Annotated in this window: 14 protein-coding genes and 1 riboswitch; all 14 genes read left to right on the forward strand. The window is 40.0% G+C overall.

The features are described 5' to 3' along the window. Positions 1-47 precede the first annotated feature (47 nt). Positions 48-1040: a thiamine pyrophosphate-dependent dehydrogenase E1 component subunit alpha gene (locus COJ96_RS04550; protein ID WP_098571791.1), complete on the forward strand. Its 993-nt coding sequence runs from the start codon at positions 48-50 to the stop codon at positions 1038-1040. Between the two features lie 117 nt (positions 1041-1157). After that, on the forward strand, positions 1158-2186 hold the full coding sequence (locus tag COJ96_RS04555) for an alpha-ketoacid dehydrogenase subunit beta (RefSeq protein WP_098571792.1): 1029 nt from the start codon (positions 1158-1160) through the stop codon (positions 2184-2186). 27 nt (positions 2187-2213) lie between these two features. After that, positions 2214-3446 carry a dihydrolipoamide acetyltransferase family protein gene (locus COJ96_RS04560; protein ID WP_098571793.1) on the forward strand — a complete coding sequence of 411 codons (1233 nt, stop codon included), beginning with the start codon at positions 2214-2216 and terminating at the stop codon, positions 3444-3446. 16 nt (positions 3447-3462) lie between these two features. Further along, positions 3463-4842 (forward strand): dihydrolipoyl dehydrogenase, encoded by a 1380-nt coding sequence (lpdA, locus tag COJ96_RS04565; RefSeq protein ID WP_098571794.1) that lies wholly within the window; start codon positions 3463-3465, stop codon positions 4840-4842. Between the two features lie 300 nt (positions 4843-5142). Continuing rightward, positions 5143-7026 carry a sigma-54-dependent Fis family transcriptional regulator gene (locus COJ96_RS04570; protein WP_180229988.1) on the forward strand — a complete coding sequence of 628 codons (1884 nt, stop codon included), beginning with the start codon at positions 5143-5145 and terminating at the stop codon, positions 7024-7026. Positions 7027-7453: 427 nt separating this feature from the next. Further along, positions 7454-9139 carry a serine hydrolase domain-containing protein gene (locus COJ96_RS04575; RefSeq protein WP_098571796.1) on the forward strand — a complete coding sequence of 562 codons (1686 nt, stop codon included), beginning with the start codon at positions 7454-7456 and terminating at the stop codon, positions 9137-9139. A gap of 27 nt (positions 9140-9166) precedes the next feature. Beyond that, complete coding sequence (gene nagZ, locus COJ96_RS04580; RefSeq protein WP_098571797.1) at positions 9167-11239, forward strand: beta-N-acetylhexosaminidase; 2073 nt, start codon at positions 9167-9169, stop codon at positions 11237-11239. Between the two features lie 98 nt (positions 11240-11337). Beyond that, positions 11338-12588: an exo-beta-N-acetylmuramidase NamZ family protein gene (locus COJ96_RS04585; protein ID WP_098571798.1), complete on the forward strand. Its 1251-nt coding sequence runs from the start codon at positions 11338-11340 to the stop codon at positions 12586-12588. Positions 12589-12924: 336 nt separating this feature from the next. Then, complete coding sequence (locus COJ96_RS04590; protein ID WP_098571799.1) at positions 12925-14196, forward strand: efflux RND transporter periplasmic adaptor subunit; 1272 nt, start codon at positions 12925-12927, stop codon at positions 14194-14196. A 121-nt stretch (positions 14197-14317) separates the two neighbouring features. After that, positions 14318-14432: riboswitch (TPP riboswitch) on the forward strand. A 145-nt stretch (positions 14433-14577) separates the two neighbouring features. Then, positions 14578-16362: a phosphomethylpyrimidine synthase ThiC gene (gene thiC / locus COJ96_RS04595; RefSeq protein WP_098571800.1), complete on the forward strand. Its 1785-nt coding sequence runs from the start codon at positions 14578-14580 to the stop codon at positions 16360-16362. A 325-nt stretch (positions 16363-16687) separates the two neighbouring features. Next, positions 16688-17131 (forward strand): Gp49 family protein, encoded by a 444-nt coding sequence (locus COJ96_RS04600; protein WP_257148427.1) that lies wholly within the window; start codon positions 16688-16690, stop codon positions 17129-17131. A 272-nt stretch (positions 17132-17403) separates the two neighbouring features. Further along, positions 17404-18969 (forward strand): FMN-binding glutamate synthase family protein, encoded by a 1566-nt coding sequence (locus tag COJ96_RS04605; RefSeq protein WP_098571801.1) that lies wholly within the window; start codon positions 17404-17406, stop codon positions 18967-18969. A 375-nt stretch (positions 18970-19344) separates the two neighbouring features. After that, positions 19345-20862 carry a histidine ammonia-lyase gene (hutH, locus tag COJ96_RS04610; RefSeq protein WP_098571802.1) on the forward strand — a complete coding sequence of 506 codons (1518 nt, stop codon included), beginning with the start codon at positions 19345-19347 and terminating at the stop codon, positions 20860-20862. A gap of 72 nt (positions 20863-20934) precedes the next feature. Next, positions 20935-22416, forward strand: a complete 1482-nt coding sequence (locus COJ96_RS04615; protein WP_098571803.1) for an amino acid permease — start codon at positions 20935-20937, stop codon at positions 22414-22416. The last annotated feature ends 69 nt before the right edge of the window (positions 22417-22485 follow it).

The following is a 22485-nucleotide window of genomic DNA, read 5'->3' on the forward strand; positions in this document are numbered from 1 at the left end:
CTTGCTTTAATAAAGTTGTAATGAATTTTTCCAGGGAGGCTGAAAAAATGAGAACGATGGATAGTAAAGATGTAGCTTTAACAAAGGAAAAAGCACAATGGATGTATCAAAAAATGCTAGAAATCCGAAACTTTGAGGACAGTGTGCATGAGTTATTTGCACAGGGAATCTTGCCAGGATTTGTTCATTTATACGCAGGAGAAGAAGCCGTTGCTGTGGGCGTTTGTGCCCATTTAACTGATAAAGATAGTATAACAAGTACCCATCGCGGACACGGTCATTGTATTGCCAAAGGCTGTGATTTAAATGGGATGATGGCGGAAATTTACGGGAAAGTAACTGGTTTATGCAAAGGAAAGGGCGGATCTATGCATATTGCCGACCTTGATAAAGGGATGCTGGGTGCGAATGGAATTGTCGGCGGTGGCTTTCCTCTCGCATGCGGTTCTGCTTTAACAGCTAAGTATAAGAAAACTAAGGATGTAAGCGTTTGTTTCTTTGGAGATGGCGCCCAAAACCACGGGACTTTCCATGAAGGAATTAATCTTGCTGCTATTTGGAATCTTCCAGTCGTTTTTGTTGCCGAAAATAACGGCTATGCTGAGGCTACTCCATTTACCTATGCGTCAAGCTGTAAATCCATTGTTGATCGGGCGATTGGATATAATATCCCAGGTATTAAGGTAGATGGAAAAGATGTTCTCGCAGTCTACCAAGCAGCAGAAGAAGCTGTTGCGAGGGCACGCCGCGGCGAAGGTCCAACACTAATTGAATGTGTGACATATCGAAATTATGGCCATTTCGAAGGAGATGCCCAAAAATACAAAACGGACCAAGAAAAGGTCGAGCATAAAACGGATAAAGATGCCATTCTACTTTTTAGAAATCACTTGCTAAGCCAGGAGCTGTTAGCTGAAAACGAATTAACCAAATTAGAAAACTCGGTTGAAGAAGCGGTAAATCAAGCTGTGAAGTTCAGTGAAGAGAGCCCGTACCCAAGTCCTTCTGAGTTGTTAACCGATGTTTATGTGTCTTATTAAAATGGAAAACCCAGAAATTGGTGATTCAAAATGGACGGCTTATAGGAGCAGCCCCGATTAATAAGTTTAGAATTTAGTAATTTTATTGATCGACTAATTAAAAGGAGGAATTTGATTATGGCAAGGAAATTGAGTATGTCAGCAGCGATTAATGAGGCTATGAAACTTGCAATGCGTAAGGACGAAAATGTCATTTTATTAGGTGAGGACGTGGCCGGCGGGGCTGAAGTGGATCACTTGCAGGACGAAGATGCATGGGGAGGAGTTCTAGGGGTTACGAAAGGACTTGTTCAGGAGTTTGGACGGGAAAGAATTTTGGATACCCCAATTACAGAAGCAGGTTATATGGGAGCAGCGATGGCGGCGGCCTCAACCGGTTTAAGGCCAATTGCTGAATTAATGTTTAACGACTTTATTGGAAGCTGTTTAGATGAAGTATTAAATCAAGGGGCTAAGTTTCGCTATATGTTTGGGGGCAAGGCCCAGGTTCCAGTTACCATTCGAACCATGCATGGTGCCGGATTTAGAGCGGCTGCCCAGCACTCCCAAAGTTTATATGCTCTGTTTACTGCGATTCCAGGTGTAAAAGTGGTTGTCCCTTCCACACCTTATGAAGCAAAGGGATTATTACTCGCAGCGATCGAAGATAACGATCCTGTCATCTTTTTTGAGGATAAAACACTCTATAATATGACAGGCGATGTTCCAGAAGGTTATTATACGATTCCGATTGGTAAAGCAGATATCAAGCGGGAAGGGTCAGATGTAACCATTGTAGCGGTTGGCAAAATGGTACATACTGCATTGGAAGCTGCTGAGCAACTTTCAGCGAAGGGAATTGAAGTGGAAGTCGTTGATCCACGCAGCCTGTCGCCGATGGATGAAGAAACGATTCTTTCGTCTGTAGCAAAAACCAACCGTTTAATCGTTATTGATGAAGCCAATCCAAGATGCAGTATTGCTACGGATATTGCAGCACTAGTTGCCGATAAAGGGTTCGATACACTTGATGCACCAATTAAACGAATCACGGCACCGCACACGCCTGTACCTTTCTCACCGGTGCTCGAGGATATTTATCTGCCTAAAGCAGAAACAGTAGGTAAAGTGGCAACAGAACTAGTAGGAGCACCCTTAGAAGTATAAATCAGAGAGCGGGAAGGAGAGATCAACATGGCGGTAGAAGTTGTGATGCCGAAATTGGGAATGGCGATGAAAGAAGGCACTGTATCGATATGGAATAAAGGAGTCGGAGACCCTGTCGAAAAGGGTGAACCGATAGCAAGCGTCAGTTCAGAAAAAATTGAAATTGATGTGGAATCTCCTTCGGAGGGAACAGTATTGAAAATTGCTGTTCCCGAAGGAGAAGGGGTTCCTCCTGGGACTGTGATTTGTTACATCGGAATCCCGGGTGAAGAAGTAGCTGCTGCGTTGGCAGTCGAAGAAGCCCAAAAAACTGAAGTGGAAAATGCCACATCTGTAAATGAAAAACAAGAGTCTATCACTTCAGTAAAAGCGGCGCGGAATCGCGTGAAAATTTCCCCAGTCGCAAGGAAAATCGCGGAAGCAGCCAACCTTACTATTGAAAATATCAAAGGAACGGGACCTGGAGGAAGAATAACAAAGGAAGATGTAGAGACAGCCATAAAAAATTCAGCTTCGCCTCAGGCAGAGGAGAAAAAGGAAACAGTCGAAACTCCGGTGAACCCAATAGAGGAGACCCAGCAAATCCCTCTCAGTGGAATCCGAAAAGTGATTGCTGGACGAATGTTTGACAGCCTGCAAAAAACTGCACAACTAACGATTAACATGAAGGCCTATGTGACGGATTTATTGGCTTTACAAAAGCAAATAGCCCAAACTGTTCAAAATCATTATGATCAAAAAATAACGGTGACCGACTTTATTGCTCGTGCCGTTGTGCTCTCACTGCAGAAGCACGGAGAAATGAATAGTGCGTATATGGACGATAAAATTCATTTGTTCAAGAACGTTCATCTTGGCATGGCAGTTGCGCTTGAAAAAGGGTTAGTGGTTCCAGTCATCCGCAATGCTGAAAGTTGTTCACTTATTGATTTATCTCGAAGTATTAAAACCCTGGCACAAAAAGCAAGACAAACTCAGCTTACTCACGAGGAAATGCAAGGTTCCACGTTTACGATTAGTAATCTCGGAGCCTATGGTGTTGAGCATTTCACACCAGTCTTAAATCCACCTGAAACAGGGATTCTTGGTGTCGGTGCTGTTTATGATACCCCAACCTATATTGGTGAAAATTTAGAAAGAAGAAGCATTCTTCCGCTCAGTTTGACATTTGATCACCGTGTACTTGATGGAGCTCCTGCTGCAGCATTTTTACAAACGGTCAAGCAGTATTTAGAAGAGCCGATAACTATGCTTTTATAGAAAGAAGGGAACTCTTATGACTCTGATCGCAATTATAGGTGGTGGTCCTGCTGGATACGTGGCTGCAATTACTGCAGCCCAGCAGGGTCATGAAGTGACAATAATAGACCAGGGACCACTTGGAGGTACATGTTTAAATGAAGGGTGCATGCCTACGAAAGCCCTCTTAGAAAGTGCTGGAGTGTACAATAAACTTCAACACGCGAGTGAGTTTGGGATTCGTCTGCCCACCGGCAGCATTGAAATTGATTGGAATACCGTCCAGGGTCGTAAAAACAAGATTGTTACGACGCTTGTTCAAGGAATTCAATATTTAATGAGGAAAAATAAAATAAAGGTAGTCAAGGGATCGGCGTCTTTCCAAACGAGCCAGGTTTTACGGATTGAGCATAATGGGAACCAAGAAGAGATAACTGCAGACAAAATAATTATTTCTGCTGGCTCTGAACCGATCCAGCTGCCATTTGCACCGTTTGACGGAGATTGGATCATTCATAGTGGTCAGGCGATGTCGCTACAGTCCATTCCTTCCTCGTTGCTAATTATCGGCGGAGGTGTAATCGGCTGTGAGTTTGCTAGTATTTATAGCAGATTGGGAACAAAAGTCACCATTGTGGAGATGGCGGATCAGCTGCTGCCGGGAGAAGATAAAGATGTAGCTGCGATCTTACATAAGGAGCTTGAAAACGACGGTGTTACTATCTTTGCTTCTACTAGACTAAAAGATTTAAACAAGGATCAGAAGAAGGCGTTTATAGAAAACGATAAAGGTCTCCATGAGGTTGAGCCAGATTTGGTCCTCGTTTCGATTGGCCGCAAGCCAAGGGTAAATAGCTTGGGTCTTGAGAACATCGGCATTGATTTTTCAAGACAAGGAATTGTAGTAAATGAGCAAATGCAAACAAACATTCCAAATATCTATGCCTGTGGAGACGTTATTGGCGGAATTCAATTGGCCCATGTGGCATTCCATGAAGGAACAGTTGCCGCTTTAAACGCATGCGGGATGGATACACAGGTAAATTATCGTGCTGTTCCCCGCTGCATTTATACCTCACCTGAGATTGCCAGTGTAGGTATAACGGAAAAGCTGGCCATCGACCAATATGGTGACATAAGAGTTGGGGAGTTTCCATTCTCCGCAAACGGGAAGGCGTTAATTTCTAATGAACTATCTGGAAAGGTAAAGGTGTTGGTTGAACCAGAGTACGGGGAAATTGTTGGTGTTTCGATTGTCGGACCCCACGCCACCGAACTGATTGGGCAAGGTACCGTCATGCTTCATGCTGAGTTGACAACGGATAGTTTGGAACAATTTATTGCTGCCCATCCAAGTCTTTCTGAGGCAATCCATGAGGCATTACTTAGTGCCGTTGGACATGCGGTTCATGTTTAAGAAAAGGAGAAATGTTTATGCTCTTTTGTATAACCAAAAAGATATAAGAGTAGATCCTTCGTTATAATTATTCTATAAATTATCAAGCTATGCGTTTATTGCGCGTAGCTTTTTTGAATTTTCTATATAATGCAATCGACTGATTGAAAGCGCATTCTTAGTTTTGTATAATAAGAACTGTACGTTTACCCACCACGTTTTGACTTTTTTCTTCTAATACTTCTTTTTTCTTCGCAAGATTTACAACAAGTAATCTATCACAAATTACTGTAGAAAATATTTCCTATGATTACAGGAGGGATTATGAATACTACTTTTTATTTTGATGCTTGGAAGCGATTTGTAAAAGAAGGAATTCTGGATCCGGCACGGTTAAACAAACGAATATCGGAATCCTGGCACCGTTGTAAAAAAGAAAGGGTAAACCCTTATTTAAATAAAGGTCTTGATTTATTATCAAAAGAAGAATTGAATGTCAAAAAAGAAAAGAATTCTCTGCTGATCGAAATAGCCTCCCCTTATATAAAAAAGATGGATCAGGCAATAAAAGATTCTGGAATGATGGCACTTTTGGTCGATCCGGATGGATATGTTTTATCATTAACTGGAAATGAACAAACGTTGTCGGATGCAAGAAAAATCAATTTTGTTGAAGGGGTGCGCTGGACTGAGGCTGAGGTCGGTACAAATGCAATAGGGACAGCGTTACAGACAAAAGAAGCGGTAACTATTAATGGGGCTGAGCATTATTCCGTCGCTTCCCATCAATGGAGCTGTTCCGCCACACCTATTTTTCACGATAATGGAAATCTAATGGGCGTCATTGATGTTTCATGCCCAGTTAATAATTCTCACCCCTTTATGCTTGGAATGGTCACTTCGATTTCTTATGGCATTGAAAAAGAAATCAGCAAGCGGGCCTATTTAGAAGAAATAACACTTTTCCAGCAAGCAAGCCATCTTGCAGAGAACTATCAAAACCAGTTCTTTCTGGTATGTAATCAAAAACAAATAATCATATCCGCGAGTAAACCGCTTCGCGAAAGGTTCCCTCAATCGATCGGAATGAACTTGTATGAACTATTACATAACGGATACCAAATTGATGCTGAAATGCCTTTTCATTTGAAGGAAAACAACAGGATCATCGGAAGCTGCTATTTTATTTCAGAAGTGCTTACACATCGTAAAAACGTATCAATTCAAGTACAAAGTCATTCAAAACCCTTTATCTTTAAAGGAGAGTGTGGAACGAGTGAGGTTTTTCAACATACGTTAGCCAAGGTTAAGCTTGTAGCTCCAACAGATACCGCCGTGTTTATTTCAGGTGAAACCGGTTCTGGAAAAGAGCTGATTGCTCGGGCAATTCATGACAACAGCCCCCGAAAGGATGGCCCATTTATTTCATTAAACTGCGGAGCGATTCCGAAAGAACTTATGGAAAGTGAGCTTTTTGGCTATGTCGAAGGGGCCTTTACCGGGGCAAGGAGGCAAGGATATAAAGGGAAATTTGAACAGGCTCAGAAGGGGACGATCTTTCTTGATGAGATAGGTGAAATTCCGCATTCCATGCAAGTGGTCTTATTGCGTGTACTTCAGGAAAAGATAGTTTCCCCGATTGGGAGTACGAAGGAAATCCCATTGGATGTTCGTGTTATTACAGCAACCCACCGTGATATTATGAAACTTGTAGAAGACGGAATTTTTCGGGAAGACCTCTATTATCGTTTGAACGTTTTTCCAATTGAAGTTCCTTCTCTTAGAAAAAGAAAAGAAGATATCCCGCACCTTATCAGGTATTTCTGTAAAAGAAATGGATGGAACATCCCTAATATGGATGAGCTATCTTATAGATTGAAAGACTATGAATGGGCCGGAAACATAAGAGAATTAATAAACGTTTTAGAGCGGCTGTACATTATGTCTCTTGATGAACAGTCAAGTCAGAATATTTTTGTTAATAGCTTTGATTCTTTAATAATAAGACATCCATCCAGTTCTTCGTCAAATTCTCAAGTAAATAAAGAAGATGCTGAAAAGAAGTTAAATGCCCGAGAAAAAATACAAAAGGACCTAATGGTGGATGCATTAATAAAGACAAAAGGAAATGTAACCGCAGCCGCGAAATTACTAGAAATACCAAGGAGTACTTTTTATAAAAGGCTCCAAAAGTTTGGAATGTAAGGATGACATTTGTTCAAAGAATATATGGATATTCAAGTATTAATCAATAAAATTAATTAATTGTTCTCAGACTCCACACGTGTGGAGTGCTGTTCACTACTAGTATTGAAAGAATAAAAAGTATTATGTGGCCGTGTAAAAAAACTATCTAGACCCCCGAATAGATTATCGGGGGTTCTTTTTGTGTATATCCCAATTTATTAAACAATTGAAATAAAATTTCATATTTTTATAATAAATTTTAAAAAATAATTCCAATGGCGTAATCCTTTTGACCTGTAGAAACGTCTGTTACGGGACTTATGTGGTATAGACTACTGTACACCATTACCTATATGCTTTTACTATAAATTGTAAGCGTCACCATTATCTCGGTATACATAGGGAGACCCGCCTACAATTCATTCAATTGTATAAAGGAGGACGTATGAAAAGAAAAAAATTTATGATTACAGCAGTTTGTACCATGCTACTAGGCACCTCAACAGTATTTGCCAACAATGACCTTCCTAGTGATCCAACGATTGAAAAGCAAGGGAAACACACATTCCCATCAAAGCAACCACACCCTGCCTTTACATGGAATTCGACTGTCATCCCTGTTTCGAGCGTACTTCACCCAAGCTCTGCACAAGGAGCCGGAATGGTGGAAGCTCCACTCCAGCAAATCTATCAAATTATGAACCAAGCAATTTCACAAAAATTAATGCCAGGCGCTGTCACATTTGTAGCGAGAGCTGGGAAAATTGTGAAACATGACGCTTATGGCTATTCAGCTCAATACACCGATGGTAAGTTTACCGAAATGGAAAATCCAATTCCAATGGAAAACGACACGATTTTTGACTTAGCGTCTATTAGCAAGATTTTTACTGCTACGGCCGTGATGATTCTTTTTGAAAAAGGATTATTCAATCTTGATGATCCGGTGGCAAAACATATTCCAGAATTTGCTGCAAACGGGAAAGAAAACGTAACGATTCAACAGTTGTTAACCCACACATCCGGTTTTGTCTCCTGGATTCCTCTATATTCAAAAGGGAATTCAAGAGAAGATAGGCTGAAGTTGGTATTAAACCAACCTTTGAAAAATGCACCCGGTACGACTTACGAATACAGTGATTTAAATATGATCACGTTAGGAATGTTAGTTGAGCACCTGTCCGGCCAGCGCCAGGATGAATTTGTCCGGGAGCACATCACAGAACCTTTAGGGATGAAGGATACGATGTACAATCCGCCGGCTTCTTTGAAAAATCGCATTGCTGCGACCGAATACCAGTCAACACCAAATCGTGGTCTCGTCTGGGGAGAAGTTCATGATGAGAATGCTTGGTCATTGGATGGGGTTGCCGGACATGCGGGTGTGTTCTCAACAGCAAATGATCTTGCAAAGCTTGCCCATATTTTTATTAATGAAGGCATGTATGGTGGCAAAAGAATCCTGAAGCCGGAAACGGTACAGTTGCTGCTGCAAAATCAGAACGCCGCATTCCCTGGGAATGACCATGGCCTTGGCTGGGAGCTAGGCCAGGGCTGGTATATGGATGCTTTATCAGAAGGTACCTACTCTTTTGGCCATACGGGGTATACAGGAACTTCGATTGTAGTAAGCCCGAACAATAAAACCGTAGCGATCTTACTGACCAACCGTGTCCATCCGTCAAGAAATATGGGGTCAATGAATCAAACCCGTCGCTTATTTGCTAGAAATGTAGCTGATTCGATTCCTGTCTCGATTCCTGGTAAGAGTGATGCTTGGTTTGCAGGGTACGGCGACAAGTTAAACCGAGTAATGGAAACTGATCTTCAATTATCCAAGGATACCACACTCACGTTCTCCACATGGCACATGATTGAGAATGTATGGGATATCGGATCCGTAGAGATTTATAGAGATGGCAGTTGGCACCAGCTTGCTCAGTTAACAGGCACAAGCAATGGCTGGGAAAAGAAAGAATTGGATATACCTAGTGATTCGACGAAATTACGGTTTTTATATCAAACCGATGGTTCTACAAATTCCCGCGGCTGGTATATTCAGAATCCAAAACTTGATTCAGGAGCTCCTCTTTCTTTTGCAAAAAATGAATGGGAGCTAAGGGACTATTAAAAAAAGAATAACTTGAGGAGGAGAAACATGCGAAAATTTTTAAAGACATTTATGACCTCGTTTCTAGCATTTGCACTCGTGTTGACAGGGATTCCGTTTTCAGGAGCAACAGCAGCTTCAGAAATCGCGGATTTAGTGATTGATCTCAATGTTCCACAGGTTACAAGGGAAGTAAAGAATAATAAACTTGATTTAAACGCACTTCATGTTTATGAGGATGGCCACTTTATGCTGGTCTCTGAGAACTTAAAATGGAAGTCTTCAAATAAGAATGTTGCCTCTATATCTGAAGATGGAGAAGTAACTTTATCCGGTCACAATGGTACAACGTTTATCTCTGTCAGCGATGGCAGCAATACCGACAGAATTTCAATTCAATTTAAGGGAAATCAAGACAATATCCTTGTTGAAAAAGAAAAAGGCGCACGTTATGACCTTATCGGCAATGCCATCGATCACATGACAATGGAAGAAAAAGTCGGACAAATGCTAATGCCTGACTTTAGAAATTGGAATGGCAAAAATGTCACGGTAATGAACGACGAAATTGCAAAGCTTGTAAAGGATTATCATCTTGGTGGTGTGATTTTATTCCGTGAAAATACGGTGACAGCTGAACAGACGACCAAACTAGTGGATGCTTATCAAGAAGCAGCGGAAAAGTATGGACTGTTGATTTCCATTGACCAGGAAGGTGGAATCGTTACACGTCTGCAAACTGGTACCGATATGCCAGGCAATATGGCATTGGGTGCGACTAAATCTGAAGAGCTAGCTGAAAAAGTCGGCAGGACAATAGGTGAAGAGCTAAACGCACTTGGGATTAACATGAATTTTGGACCAGTGTTGGATGTAAACAATAATCCTGATAATCCTGTTATCGGTGTGCGTTCTTTTGGTGAAGACCCTGAGTTAGTTTCAAAGTTGGGAAATGCTTATATTAAAGGACTTCATGAAACGGGCACTTCGGCCACTGCTAAGCATTTTCCAGGTCATGGAGATACTGCGGTTGATTCACATGTAGGACTTCCATCGGTACCTCATGATCTTAATCGATTAAAGAAAGTAGAATTATATCCTTTCCAGCAGGCAATGGATGCTGGTATTGATGCGATTATGTCAGCGCACGTAACGTTCCCAAAAATTGATGATACAAAAGCAATTTCTAAAAAGGACGGAACAGAAGTCTCTGTACCAGGTACGCTTTCCCACAAGATATTAACAGGTCTAATGCGCGAAGAAATGGGCTTTAAAGGTGTTATCGTAACTGATGCGATGAATATGGGTGCGATTGCCGATCATTTTGGATCCGTTGATGCAGCTATCCGTGCTGTAAAAGCAGGTGCAGATGTCCTATTAATGCCAGTGGGAATCCAAGCAGTGGCAAATGGACTTTATGATTCAGTCAACGCTGGCGATATCTCAGAAGATAGACTTGAGCAGTCAGTAGAGCGGATATTAACCCTGAAATTAAATAGAAGCATTGTTAAGGCGGAAATGGAAAGGAGTCTTGATGAAAAGGTTGCGAAGGCTATTCAAGTAGTAGGTTCACCTGAACATAAAGCAGTTGAAAAAGAAGCAGCAGAAAAATCAATTACGCTTGTAAAAAATAATGATATACTTCCACTTAATGTTTCTCCTGAAGATAAGATTGTTGTGGTTGGTGGGGCGGCTTTCTCTATGAATCTCCTTGCAGCTGAGGTCCAAAAATACCATCCTGGCGCAATTTATATCAATGCTTCAGAATCACTTGATGCTACACAATTAGCACAAGTGAAGGATGCAAAATACATCATTGCTGGAACCTACACCTCAAGTGTTGGAGGCAGAGCCAACGACGCTAGTCAAATGGTGATGATAAGACAACTCATCGAGACTGGTGTACCTGTCATTGCTGTTGGGGCTAGAAATCCATATGACGTTATGTCCTATACGAATGTAGATGCCTATCTTGTTCAATTTGGCTTTAGACCAAAGAGCTTTGAAGCAACAGCAAGTACAATTTTTGGTAAAAATAATCCGACAGGAAAGCTGCCTGTTACGATTTACAACCATGATGGCAGTGTTTTATATGGATTTGATCACGGGTTAGGATACTAAGTAGGGGAGAGATAGAGGGGAATTTAGTTGTGACTGCTTCAAATAGGGGTAGGGCTATATTCCTTAAACTTTGATAGATCAAAAGAGGAGGGGTACTTTTGAAAAAGGGGATTATAGGTTTATTGGCTCTCGTTCTACTACTTTCGACCGTTTCAGCAGCTGTTGCAAAGAACGCAAAAGAGAAGAAGAATGAAAAATTCCGTTTGGGCGTAGAGGTTTTGTTGCAGGATAAGATTGATTTGATAAAGGATAAGCGCGTCGGCTTAATCACCAATCCGACGGCGGTTGATCAAAGCGTTACTAGTATCGTAGATTTACTATACAATAACAACAATGTAAATTTAACTGCTCTTTATGGTCCTGAGCATGGTGTCCGTGGAAGTGCACAAGCTGGTCAATATGTTGAACAATATACGGATGAAAAAACAGGACTTCCAGTTTACAGCCTTTATGGGAAGACAAAAAAGCCAACACCTGAAATGCTAAGCAATGTCGATGTATTGTTATTTGATATCCAAGATGTGGGGACACGTTATTACACCTATATTTACACCATGGCACTAGCGATGGAAGCAGCAAAAGAGAACAATATTCCAATTATCGTTCTTGACCGTCCGAATCCAATCAGCGGGACAAAAGTCGAAGGACCTGTGCTCGAGGATAAGTACTCTTCGTTCATCGGTGAATATCCGATTCCTGTTCGCCACGGGATGACAGTCGGGGAATTAGCCAAGCTTTTCAATAGCGAATTTGGTATTGGAGCCGATTTAACGGTAGTGGAAATGGAGGGTTGGAAACGAAACATATATTACGATGAGACACCATTAGAATGGATCCTTCCATCGCCAAACATGCCAACCCTGGAAACTGCGGTTGTCTACCCAGGGGCTGCCCTCATTGAAGGAACCAATGTTTCCGAGGGAAGAGGAACAACAAAGCCATTTGAATTGATTGGAGCACCGTTCATTAATAGCGACAATTTGGCTGCCAAGTTAAACTCTTACAAATTACCTGGTGTCACATTCCGAGCGTCTTCATTTATACCGACCTTCTCGAAGCATGCGAATGTTTTAAGCCATGGAATTCAAATTCATGTCACAGACCGAAATGCCTATAAGCCGTTTGAAACAGGATTGTATATCGTAAAAACAATTCATGATATGTATCCAAACGATTTCCAATTTAGAGCACCGAATGCAGCAGGAATCTCCTTCTTTGATAACCTTGTCGGTAATGGTTCGATCCGTGCTGATATTGAAGCTGGCAAATCTATTGAAGAAATAAAAGCTGCATGGCAGGCGGGTTTAGATGAATTTAACGGGGTTCGTGAGAAGTATTTATTATATTAATAGGTGTGAGGGCCTTCTTTATAGGAGGCCTCTTTTTAGTACGATTTATCCTTTAAGAAAAAATCAAATTATATTATGGGCTAAACTAGTAAAAAAAACTATTACGATCTTCAAGTGATTGACGAAACCATTTTATTATTCTGCCTAGTGGGGGAATTACTGACAAAAACCTAAATTATATCGCAAGTACATTAATTATAAGAGAAGTTCACGTGACAAAAATAGTAAATTACTCCTTGAAACTTTCTTTTAAAAAATGGACAATAGATATTAGTAGTTGGATTCAACACTTTATTACAATATTCGCTATATATCTATTACGTAAGGGGTAGGGTTATGGAAACAGCAAAAAGAATTGGTGTAGAAAATGAACAAGTACGTACCTCGCGTCAGAAGAAATGGATTTTACTTGGGATCCTTGTTCTTTTATTCATTTCTGTTATGTTAAGCATAGCTGTTATAGAAGTTAAAAAAAGTAAATCTAAGCCGTTAGTGTTAATAAAACCAACAGAAAAAATATTTACTAAAACAAAAACAGTGTCAGGTCGTGTTGTACAAAGTCATGCTGAAACGATTTATTTAAATGTAACAAAAGGATCTATACAGGAAATTTTTGTGAAAGAAGGGGAAACTGTTACAAAAGGACAAAAGCTCTTTTCTTATGAAGGATCAACAGTCGCGGCTGAGCTAGGACAAGCAGAAGTAAATAAAAAGCTAGCAGAAACAAGTGTTACTCAGATGAAAGAGCAAATCACTTCATTAGAGCAGGATATACAAGAAGCTGAGTCAACCTCTATAACCTCTACCACTGATACAACAGATACAACTGATACAACCAATACAACTAATGCAGTTGATACAGCTAACATAGCTACTAAAGCTATCACGATCCAGTCAATTCAAGCTGAACTAAATAAAGTAAAAGCTGAGCTCCGTGCAGCAGATCTAAAAGTAGAAAAATATACGTTGCAGGCTGAAAAGCTAAAATCTGAGCTCGAAACATTAACTGTCATCAGCAACACTGCTGGTTTAATATCAAACCTGAACCAAAATGTAGGTCAAGGTTTTCGAGCAAAAGAAAATCAGCAACTAGCAATCATGCAAATCGCTTCAAATGATCCGTTTCAAATTGAAGGAAAGCTAACAGAAGCAGAAAAAGCAAAAATTACATCAGGCCAATCTATTACAGTAACTTCTAATGTAGTAGCCAATAAGAAATGGAAAGGAAAAATTTCGGAGGTTAGTGATTATCCTACATATAAAACAAATGCAAATAAGAATAAAGATATACAACAAGAAACTAATCCATACTATTCCTTTAAAGCAAGTCTAGATTCACAAAAGGGCCTATATCCTGGCTACAATACCATGCTAGACGTAGTAGTGCAGTCAAAGCAGTTGCTAGCAGTTCCTGAAACGAGCATCATGGGCTTTGGAAAATCCACCTATGTATATGTACAAAAAAAAGGAAAGATTCAGAAACAAAAGGTAGAAACTGGTCAAAAAGGAGGCAAATGGGTTGCCATACTTAAGGGTTTAAAGGAAGAAGACAAAATAGAAGAAAACCCATCCTGGATTGTTCGCCTTGGTACATCTCTTTTTGATTAGTATTTTACAGGTAAATTATGGTTCATCCTAAACATAATATCGAAACACGACTATATTACTATAATTAATATTATGTATTTCATTTTAACCGATACTCATATATAATGTAGCTTAATTGAATATAAATAACTAGGGGTGTCCAATAAGTTGGGCTGAGAAAGAAACACGCTGAAGTTTCTTGACTCTTGGGACCTGATCTGGATCATACCAGCGTGGGGAAGTTAGAATGAAAATCTTCAATGCAACTATACTTCTGCATACATTTTAGCCGGGTCCAACCATTTATGGTCCCGGCTTTTTGATGTACTTTTATACGCTTATTTACTTGTTATGTTCTGTATCTCGTCCTTTATATTCAAAAAAAAAAAGGAGAGATTTATTATGTCAACGACTGCATTAAACGAACAAAATATTTCCATCATGTCTAGTTTTCCAGGAAGTAAAAAAGTATATGTAACAGGCTCGAGATCCGACATTAAAGTACCAATGCGTGAAATTGAGTTAAGCCCTACTACGGGAACGTTTGGTGAAGAGGAAAACCTTCCTATTCGCGTGTATGATACAAGCGGTCCTTATACGGATCAGAATTATTCTGTTGATATTTCAAAAGGCCTTCCTGCCATTCGAAGCACATGGATCCATGAACGAGCAGATGTTGAAGAATATGAAGGTCGAGAAATTAAGCCTGTAGATAATGGGTATAAGGATGAAAAAGATCCTCGTGCCAATCATAACGTGTTTCCGGGTTTGAAGCGCAAACCATTACGTGCAAAAAAAGGAAAAAATGTTACACAGCTTCATTATGCAAAAAAGGGAATTATTACTCCTGAAATGGAATTCATCGCAATAAGGGAAAATATGAAACCTGAATTTGTGCGTGATGAAGTTGCAAAGGGTCGAGCGATTATTCCTTCTAATATCAATCATCCAGAGTCAGAACCTATGATAATAGGACGTAATTTTCATGTTAAAATTAACGCGAATATCGGTAACTCTGCTGTTTCATCATCCATCGAACAAGAGGTTGAGAAAATGACATGGGCCTCGCGTTGGGGTGCTGATAATATTATGGATCTATCAACAGGTAAAAACATTCATAAAACAAGAGAATGGATTATTCGAAACTCAGCCGTTCCTGTCGGCACCGTCCCTATTTATCAAGCACTTGAAAAAGTAAATGGTGTTGCTGAAGATCTTACATGGGAGGTTTACCGTGATACCTTGATTGAACAAGCGGAGCAAGGTGTTGATTACTTCACAATTCATGCTGGTGTTCTTTTACGATATGTTCCACTAACGGCAAAACGGTTAACAGGTATTGTATCCCGCGGTGGTTCAATCATGGCACAATGGTGTTTACACCACCATAAAGAAAGCTTTTTATATACTCACTTTGAAGAAATCTGCGAAATAATGAAATCTTATGATGTTGCATTCTCTTTAGGGGATGGTTTACGTCCTGGGTCTATTGCAGATGCGAATGATGAAGCGCAGTTTGCAGAATTAGAGACTCTTGGAGAGCTAACAAAAATTGCTTGGGAGCATGATGTACAGGTGATGATTGAAGGACCAGGGCACGTACCAATGCACCTAATTAAAGAAAATATGGATAAACAACTAGAAGTGTGTCAGGAAGCGCCATTCTACACACTTGGACCTCTTACGACTGATATTGCTCCTGGTTATGATCACATTACATCTGCTATTGGGGCTGCCATGATTGGTTGGTATGGGACAGCTATGCTTTGTTATGTAACGCCTAAAGAACATTTAGGTTTACCGAATAGAGAGGATGTTCGTGTAGGGGTTATCACTTATAAAATTGCCGCCCATGCTGCTGATTTGGCAAAAGGGCATCCAGGAGCACAAAAAAGAGATGATGCCTTATCAAAAGCTCGTTTTGAATTCCGTTGGAGAGATCAGTTTAATTTATCTTTAGATCCTGAACGAGCGATAGAATATCATGATGAAACTTTACCTGCGGAAGGTGCAAAAACAGCTCATTTCTGTTCAATGTGTGGACCAAAATTTTGTAGCATGAGAATCTCTCAAGATATTCGTAATTATGCGAAAGAAAATAAACTTGATACGAACGAAGCTATAGAAACAGGTATGAAGGAAAAAGCTAAAGAGTTTAAGGAATCTGGGGGCAGCATATATCAGTAACTTTCTTAGGAGGTTATACGGATGAATGTTCAAAAGATTAAAGAGGAAATTACCCAAATGAAAACTAGCCTTGCTTTTTTAGAGGGGTATTAAAAAGACAGCCATGTAACCTTACCTTGATTAATAATCGGGTAAGGTTTTTTATTTTTCTCTAAAATTCCATAGTAAAAACTATTAATCACTTTTTATTATTACAAATGTTAGAGAAGGTAATTCGCCATAACATGAAAAAAGTATCTTTTTTTTTAAGTTTCACAGCTTTTCTACATGTTGAATAGACTAGTTTAAAAGAAGTTTATTAAAAAACATGGTGGAGGGAAAGAGCTTGAAGATATACCAAGTGAAAGGGTCGCCTGATAATGCAATGGAATTGTTGGAAATCACAACGAATAGGAAAGTAAAGCTTAGGAATATCAAAAATGATGTGGTCATTGAAACAACAGTGGAGGCCTTTGAAATGGCATTTGAACCATCATCAGAGTATTCCTTTATCGCGAAACAACAAGAAAAGCCACAAAGGATAAATCAAAGCGAACCAGGGGATATCAATGATTTGATCGAAAAATCTCAGGTAAAAGTTGATAAGGTTTTTGATCGATGCACAATTGTTGCGGTCAAGCTGCCCAATGGGTTTATCATCACCGAGTCGATATCCAGTGTAGATGAGGCATCCTATAACGAAGAAACAAACACTCAGATTTGTTTGGAACGGATTAAATATAAAATTAGTGAGCTTGAAGCTTACAAAACTCAAAGTTCAGAGATATAGTCAAGTATTAAGAATTATCGAAAATAAAATTGCTGGATGGAAGCAGTGACAAGTTACCTAAATAAAAAAAACCCTAGAAACTGCGTGATATCAACGCTTCTAGGGTTTTTGCATTGCAGCTTGATAAGGATTGGGATATTTCATTTTAAAATAAAAATTAGGCAACATGAAGGAAAGTTATAAATAAGTTAATAGTAGTGAAAAAAATAACCGCGCAATATTAAAACTGCAGATCTTGTCTCAATATTCGTTAGAAAAGGAGAGATAGTTTGATGGTATGGACTATTTTTATCTTTCTTCTGATTGTGTTTATTATTGGACCGATTGCCTTACTCATATGGTTACATATTTTAGCAAAGAAACCACAGCATTCGATTATAAGAGCACATCCTTATTTGGGTTGGATGCGCTACTTATTAGAAAAGATTGGTCCGGAATTCAGGCAATATTGGTTTGATGATGACAATAGCGGCAAACCATTTTCACGAACCGATTTTTTAGGGATCGTTTTTTCTGCCAAATATCGAAGTGACCTTTTAAGCTTTGGTTCCAAACGTGACTTTGATAATCCTGGGTATTATATTGCGAATGGTTTGTTTCCCTTATTAAATGAAGAATTAAGGGTCGACAATCAAGAAAAAGTCCACTCCATGAAATATAAAATTGATCATGAAGGGTTGTTTACTCGTCACGAACAGCTTGAAAAGGACCAAACCACACGTTGGCTTTACCATGAGGAAGAGACAATCATCGTTGGTGGTGATCGGAAATTTCCATGGAGACTTAGCGGTCCATTTGGTGTTTCGGCCACATCTTATGGAGCCGTCGGTGAAAACTATATCCTTTCAACAGGTCGTGGCAGCTATTTGGCAGGTGGTTCATGGATTAATACGGGAGAAGGCGGAGTTGCACCAGAGCATTTAGAAAGTGGTGTCGATGTGGTTGCTCAAATTGGCCCTGGTATATTTGGTTTTCGCGATGATGAGGGAAATTTTTCGCTGGATGAATTTAAATGTAAAGCCAAGGAACCGAATATCAAGGCCTTTGAACTTAAATTCGGTCAAGGAGCAAAAATCCGTGGTGGACATCTGGAAGGGTCGAAGGTTTCAACGAAGGTAGCAACTATTCGGAAGGTTCCTGTTGGAAAGACCATTAATTCCCCCAATCGCTTTCCATTTTTGCATAATGCCCTTGAAACGTTGGAGTTTATCAAAATGCTGCAAGAGGAAGGCGGAAAACCTATCGGAATCAAAATCGTCGTTGGACATCCTTCCAGCTTGAATGAATTGTTCGAATCCATGAATCATCTAAAAATTTATCCGGATTTTATTACGGTTGATGGCGGTGAGGGTGGAACAGGTGCCACTTACAAATCAATGGCAGATACGATGGGGCTTCCTCTATATCCTGCTTTAATCGCGGTTGTTGATAAAGCCCATCAGTTTGGGGTACGAAAGAAGCTGAAAATATTTGCTTCAGGAAAGTTAATTTCAGCTGATAAAATTGCCATTGCCCTTGCAATTGGTGCAGATGCCGTGAACTCTGCCCGAGGTTTTATGATTGCTAACGGCTGTATTATGGCTCTTCAATGCCATACTGGTAAATGTCCTACGGGCGTAACAACCACCGATCCCAAGTATCAAGAAGCACTTGTGCCAGAGGAAAAGAAATGGCGAGTCATGAACTATATTATTAATGTACGTCAAGGTTTGTTTGCTTTAGCTGCGGCTTGTGGCATTGATAGCCCATGTAAATTCACTCGTGAGCACATTGTATTTAAAGATGTCGATGGAAGAATAAAAAAGTTATCTGAACTGTTTCCAATGATTGATTCTTAGACAAGTAAAAAAAATAACTCCTCCACAGAACGCATCAACCAAAATTTATGTCAGTTCCCTGGTGCGTTAAAGCATTAATTCACGCGGGGACTGACCCCATCTTTAGTGGAAAGTTCCTTTCATTAACTATTGTGCTAAAGTATTATCGTGGTAAAATCTGGTATTTTCCTGTTGACTATTAGAATTAACATCACCTATAATTAACATGGTAATAGAATAATAGACTATGAAGAAGGGAAGGAAACGTATGAGGCAGCGCATAAAAATGGTTACACATTCAAAAATGGGAATAAAAGAGGCTGGACTCCAATTCTAATCGGAATCGGAATCCAGCCTCTTTCTTTATTATACTAAAGTGATAGAGGAGTAGAAGTAATGATCACATTGACAGGTCAAAATTTAACATTGAAACAAATGAAGGAAATTTTATTCGGTAATCAAAAGGTAAGCGCTTCAGAACTGAGTATGGAGGCGGCTAGAAAGAGTCGGGAAGCCGTAGAAAGAATTGTTTCAGAATCAAAAGTAGTCTATGGGATTACCACAGGGTTTGGAAAATTTAGTGACGTCCTTATTGATAAAGATCATGTTCAAGATCTTCAGCTTAATTTAATTCGTTCACATGCTTGCGGCGTAGGTGAGCCGTTTCCAGAGGTGGTCGCAAAAGCAATGGTCCTTCTTCGCGCAAACGCACTATTAAAGGGCTATTCTGGAATTAGACCGCTCGTTATTGAAAGGTTACTAGATTTAGTAAACAAGGATATTATCCCTGTGATTCCTCAGCAAGGTTCCCTTGGAGCAAGCGGAGATTTGGCACCGCTTTCACATTTGGCGTTAGTGTTAATCGGGGAAGGTGAAGTATTTTATAAAGGAAATCGAATGGATTCACTTGAAGCCTTACAGCTAGAAGGAATTTTCCCAGTCACACTTGAGGCAAAAGAAGGACTTGCACTTATCAATGGAACCCAAGCCATGACTGCAATGGGAGTTGTCGGTTATCTTGAAGCAGAACAACTCGCATTCCAAAGTGAGTTAATTTCCTCGATGACGATTGAGGGATTACAAGGGATTATTGATGCCTTTGCTGAAGAAGTTCATATTGCAAGAGGTTATCAACAGCAAATTGATACCGCAGCTAGAATCCGAGGTTACCTAAGCGATAGTTTACTGACGACCACACAAGGGGAGTTGCGAGTGCAGGATGCGTATTCGCTCCGCTGTATCCCACAAGTTCATGGTGCCACGTGGCAAGCACTTGATTATGTGAAAGAAAAATTAGAAATTGAAATGAATGCCGCAACAGATAATCCACTCATTTTTGATGATGGTGAAAAGGTCATTTCCGGTGGGAACTTCCATGGACAGCCCATTGCTTTTGCCATGGATTTTATGAAAATTGCTGTTGCGGAAATGGCCAATATATCTGAAAGACGAATTGAACGGTTAATCAATCCGCAGTTAAATGATTTACCGCCATTTTTAAGCCCTGAACCAGGATTACAATCTGGTGCGATGATCATGCAATATGTTGCCGCATCTCTTGTATCAGAAAACAAAACGCTGGCACATCCAGCCAGTGTAGATTCGATTCCTTCTTCTGCGAATCAAGAGGATCATGTAAGCATGGGAACGATTGCTTCAAGACATGCTCATCAAATTATTCAGAATACAAGAAAAGTCCTGGCGATTGAGCTTATTTGTGCGATGCAGGCGGTCGAATACCGTGGAGTTGAAAAACTGGCAAGCCAAACAAAACGGCTTTATGAGAAAGGAAGAGAACTCGTTCCTTCTATTAAAAAAGACCGGATTTTCTCAAAAGATATTGAAAAATCTGCTGAGGGTCTGAAAACAATGAATCTGACAAAACTATTTGAGCAGGTCGACAGTGTAAGGTAAATTTCACCATCTAAACTTAATAGAAAAGAAGAAGAGCTTTAACCAACCTACTATTATAAAAAGAGGTGTTATATGCAAAATACGGCACTTAAAGCCCAAGAAACAGTACATGAACATGAGTTTGCCGAACATTTAGAAAGAAAGCTTAAAACGCGACATCTTACCATGATTGCTATCGGGGGAACAATTGGAACAGGGTTATTTTTAGCCAGTGGAACCACGATACATGATGCTGGGCCAGGTGGAGCTTTAGCTGCCTATATCATTGCAGGAATCATGGTTTATTTTATCATGGGCAGCTTAGGCGAAATGGCGGCTTTTATTCCGATTTCAGGTTCTTTTAGTACGTATACCTCAAGGTTTGTCGACCCTGCATTGGGTTTTGCCGTTGGCTGGAACTATTGGTACAATAATGCGATTATTTTTGCTTTGGAATTATCAGCCTCGGCATTGATCATGAAATATTGGTTTCCAGATGTCCCAGGAATCATTTGGAGCGCAACTTTCCTTGTCCTAATTTTTGGTCTTAACTTTTTATCCGTAAAGGGGTATGGTGAATCAGAATTTTGGTTTTCATTGATTAAAGTTGCAACCATTTTATTATTTATTGTTGTTGGGTTACTCATGATCTTTGGAATTATGAAAGGCCATAGTGGCGGATTTGATAACTTCACCAAAGGAGAAGCCCCATTTAAAGGCGGCCTGTTATCCATATTTAGTGTATTTATGGTGGTGGGATTTGCCTTTCAAGGCACGGAGCTTGTCGGGATTACAGCTGGTGAAAGTGAAAATCCTGCAAAAAATTTACCTAAGGCAGTGAAACAGATCTTCTGGAGAATTTTATTGTTTTATGTTTTAGCGATTTTTATTATTGGATGTTTGATCAGCTATTCCGATCCAAAATTATTAAGCTCTGATTTAGAGAATATTGCAGTAAGTCCGTTTACGTTAGTATTTGAAAATGCAGGACTTGCCTTTGCGGCGGCTGCCATGAATGCAGTAATCCTTACTTCCGTACTGTCAGCAGGAAATTCCACATTATACGCCGCATCGCGTGTCCTTTGGGTATTGGCAGAAGAGGGAAAAGCCCCGTCATTCTTGAAAAAAGTAAATAAAGGTGGAGTTCCGATTAACGCATTATACATATCAACTCTTGTTGGCATGCTGTGCTTTCTTACCTCCCTTTTTGGTGATGGAACGGTTTATTCTTGGCTATTAAACGCTGCTGGCTTAGCTGGTTATATCTCTTGGTTAAGTATTTCGGTTACACATTATCGATTCCGTAAAGCATATGTTGCACAAGGAAGAGATTTCAAAGACATGCCCTATAAAGCAAAATGGTTCCCATTAGGTCCGATCTTGGCAACAGTATTATGTTTAATCGCCATGCTTGGGACAAATTACGGGGCATTTATTGGTTCAAAGGTTGACTGGTATGGTGTATTGGTTTCTTATATTGGACTACCTCTATTCTTAATAGGTTATTTAGGCTATAAAAGTATCAACAAAACAAAAATCGTGCCATTAAAAAAGGCCGATTTCAGCAGAGATTAATGGTATATTATTCAGCTATTGCAGGAACGCTATAGAAGGATTTCTAGTTTGGGGTCAGTTCCCCGGTGC

Origin of the sequence: Bacillus sp. AFS073361, from assembly GCF_002567005.1 — a bacterium.
Classification (GTDB): domain Bacteria; phylum Bacillota; class Bacilli; order Bacillales; family Cytobacillaceae; genus Neobacillus.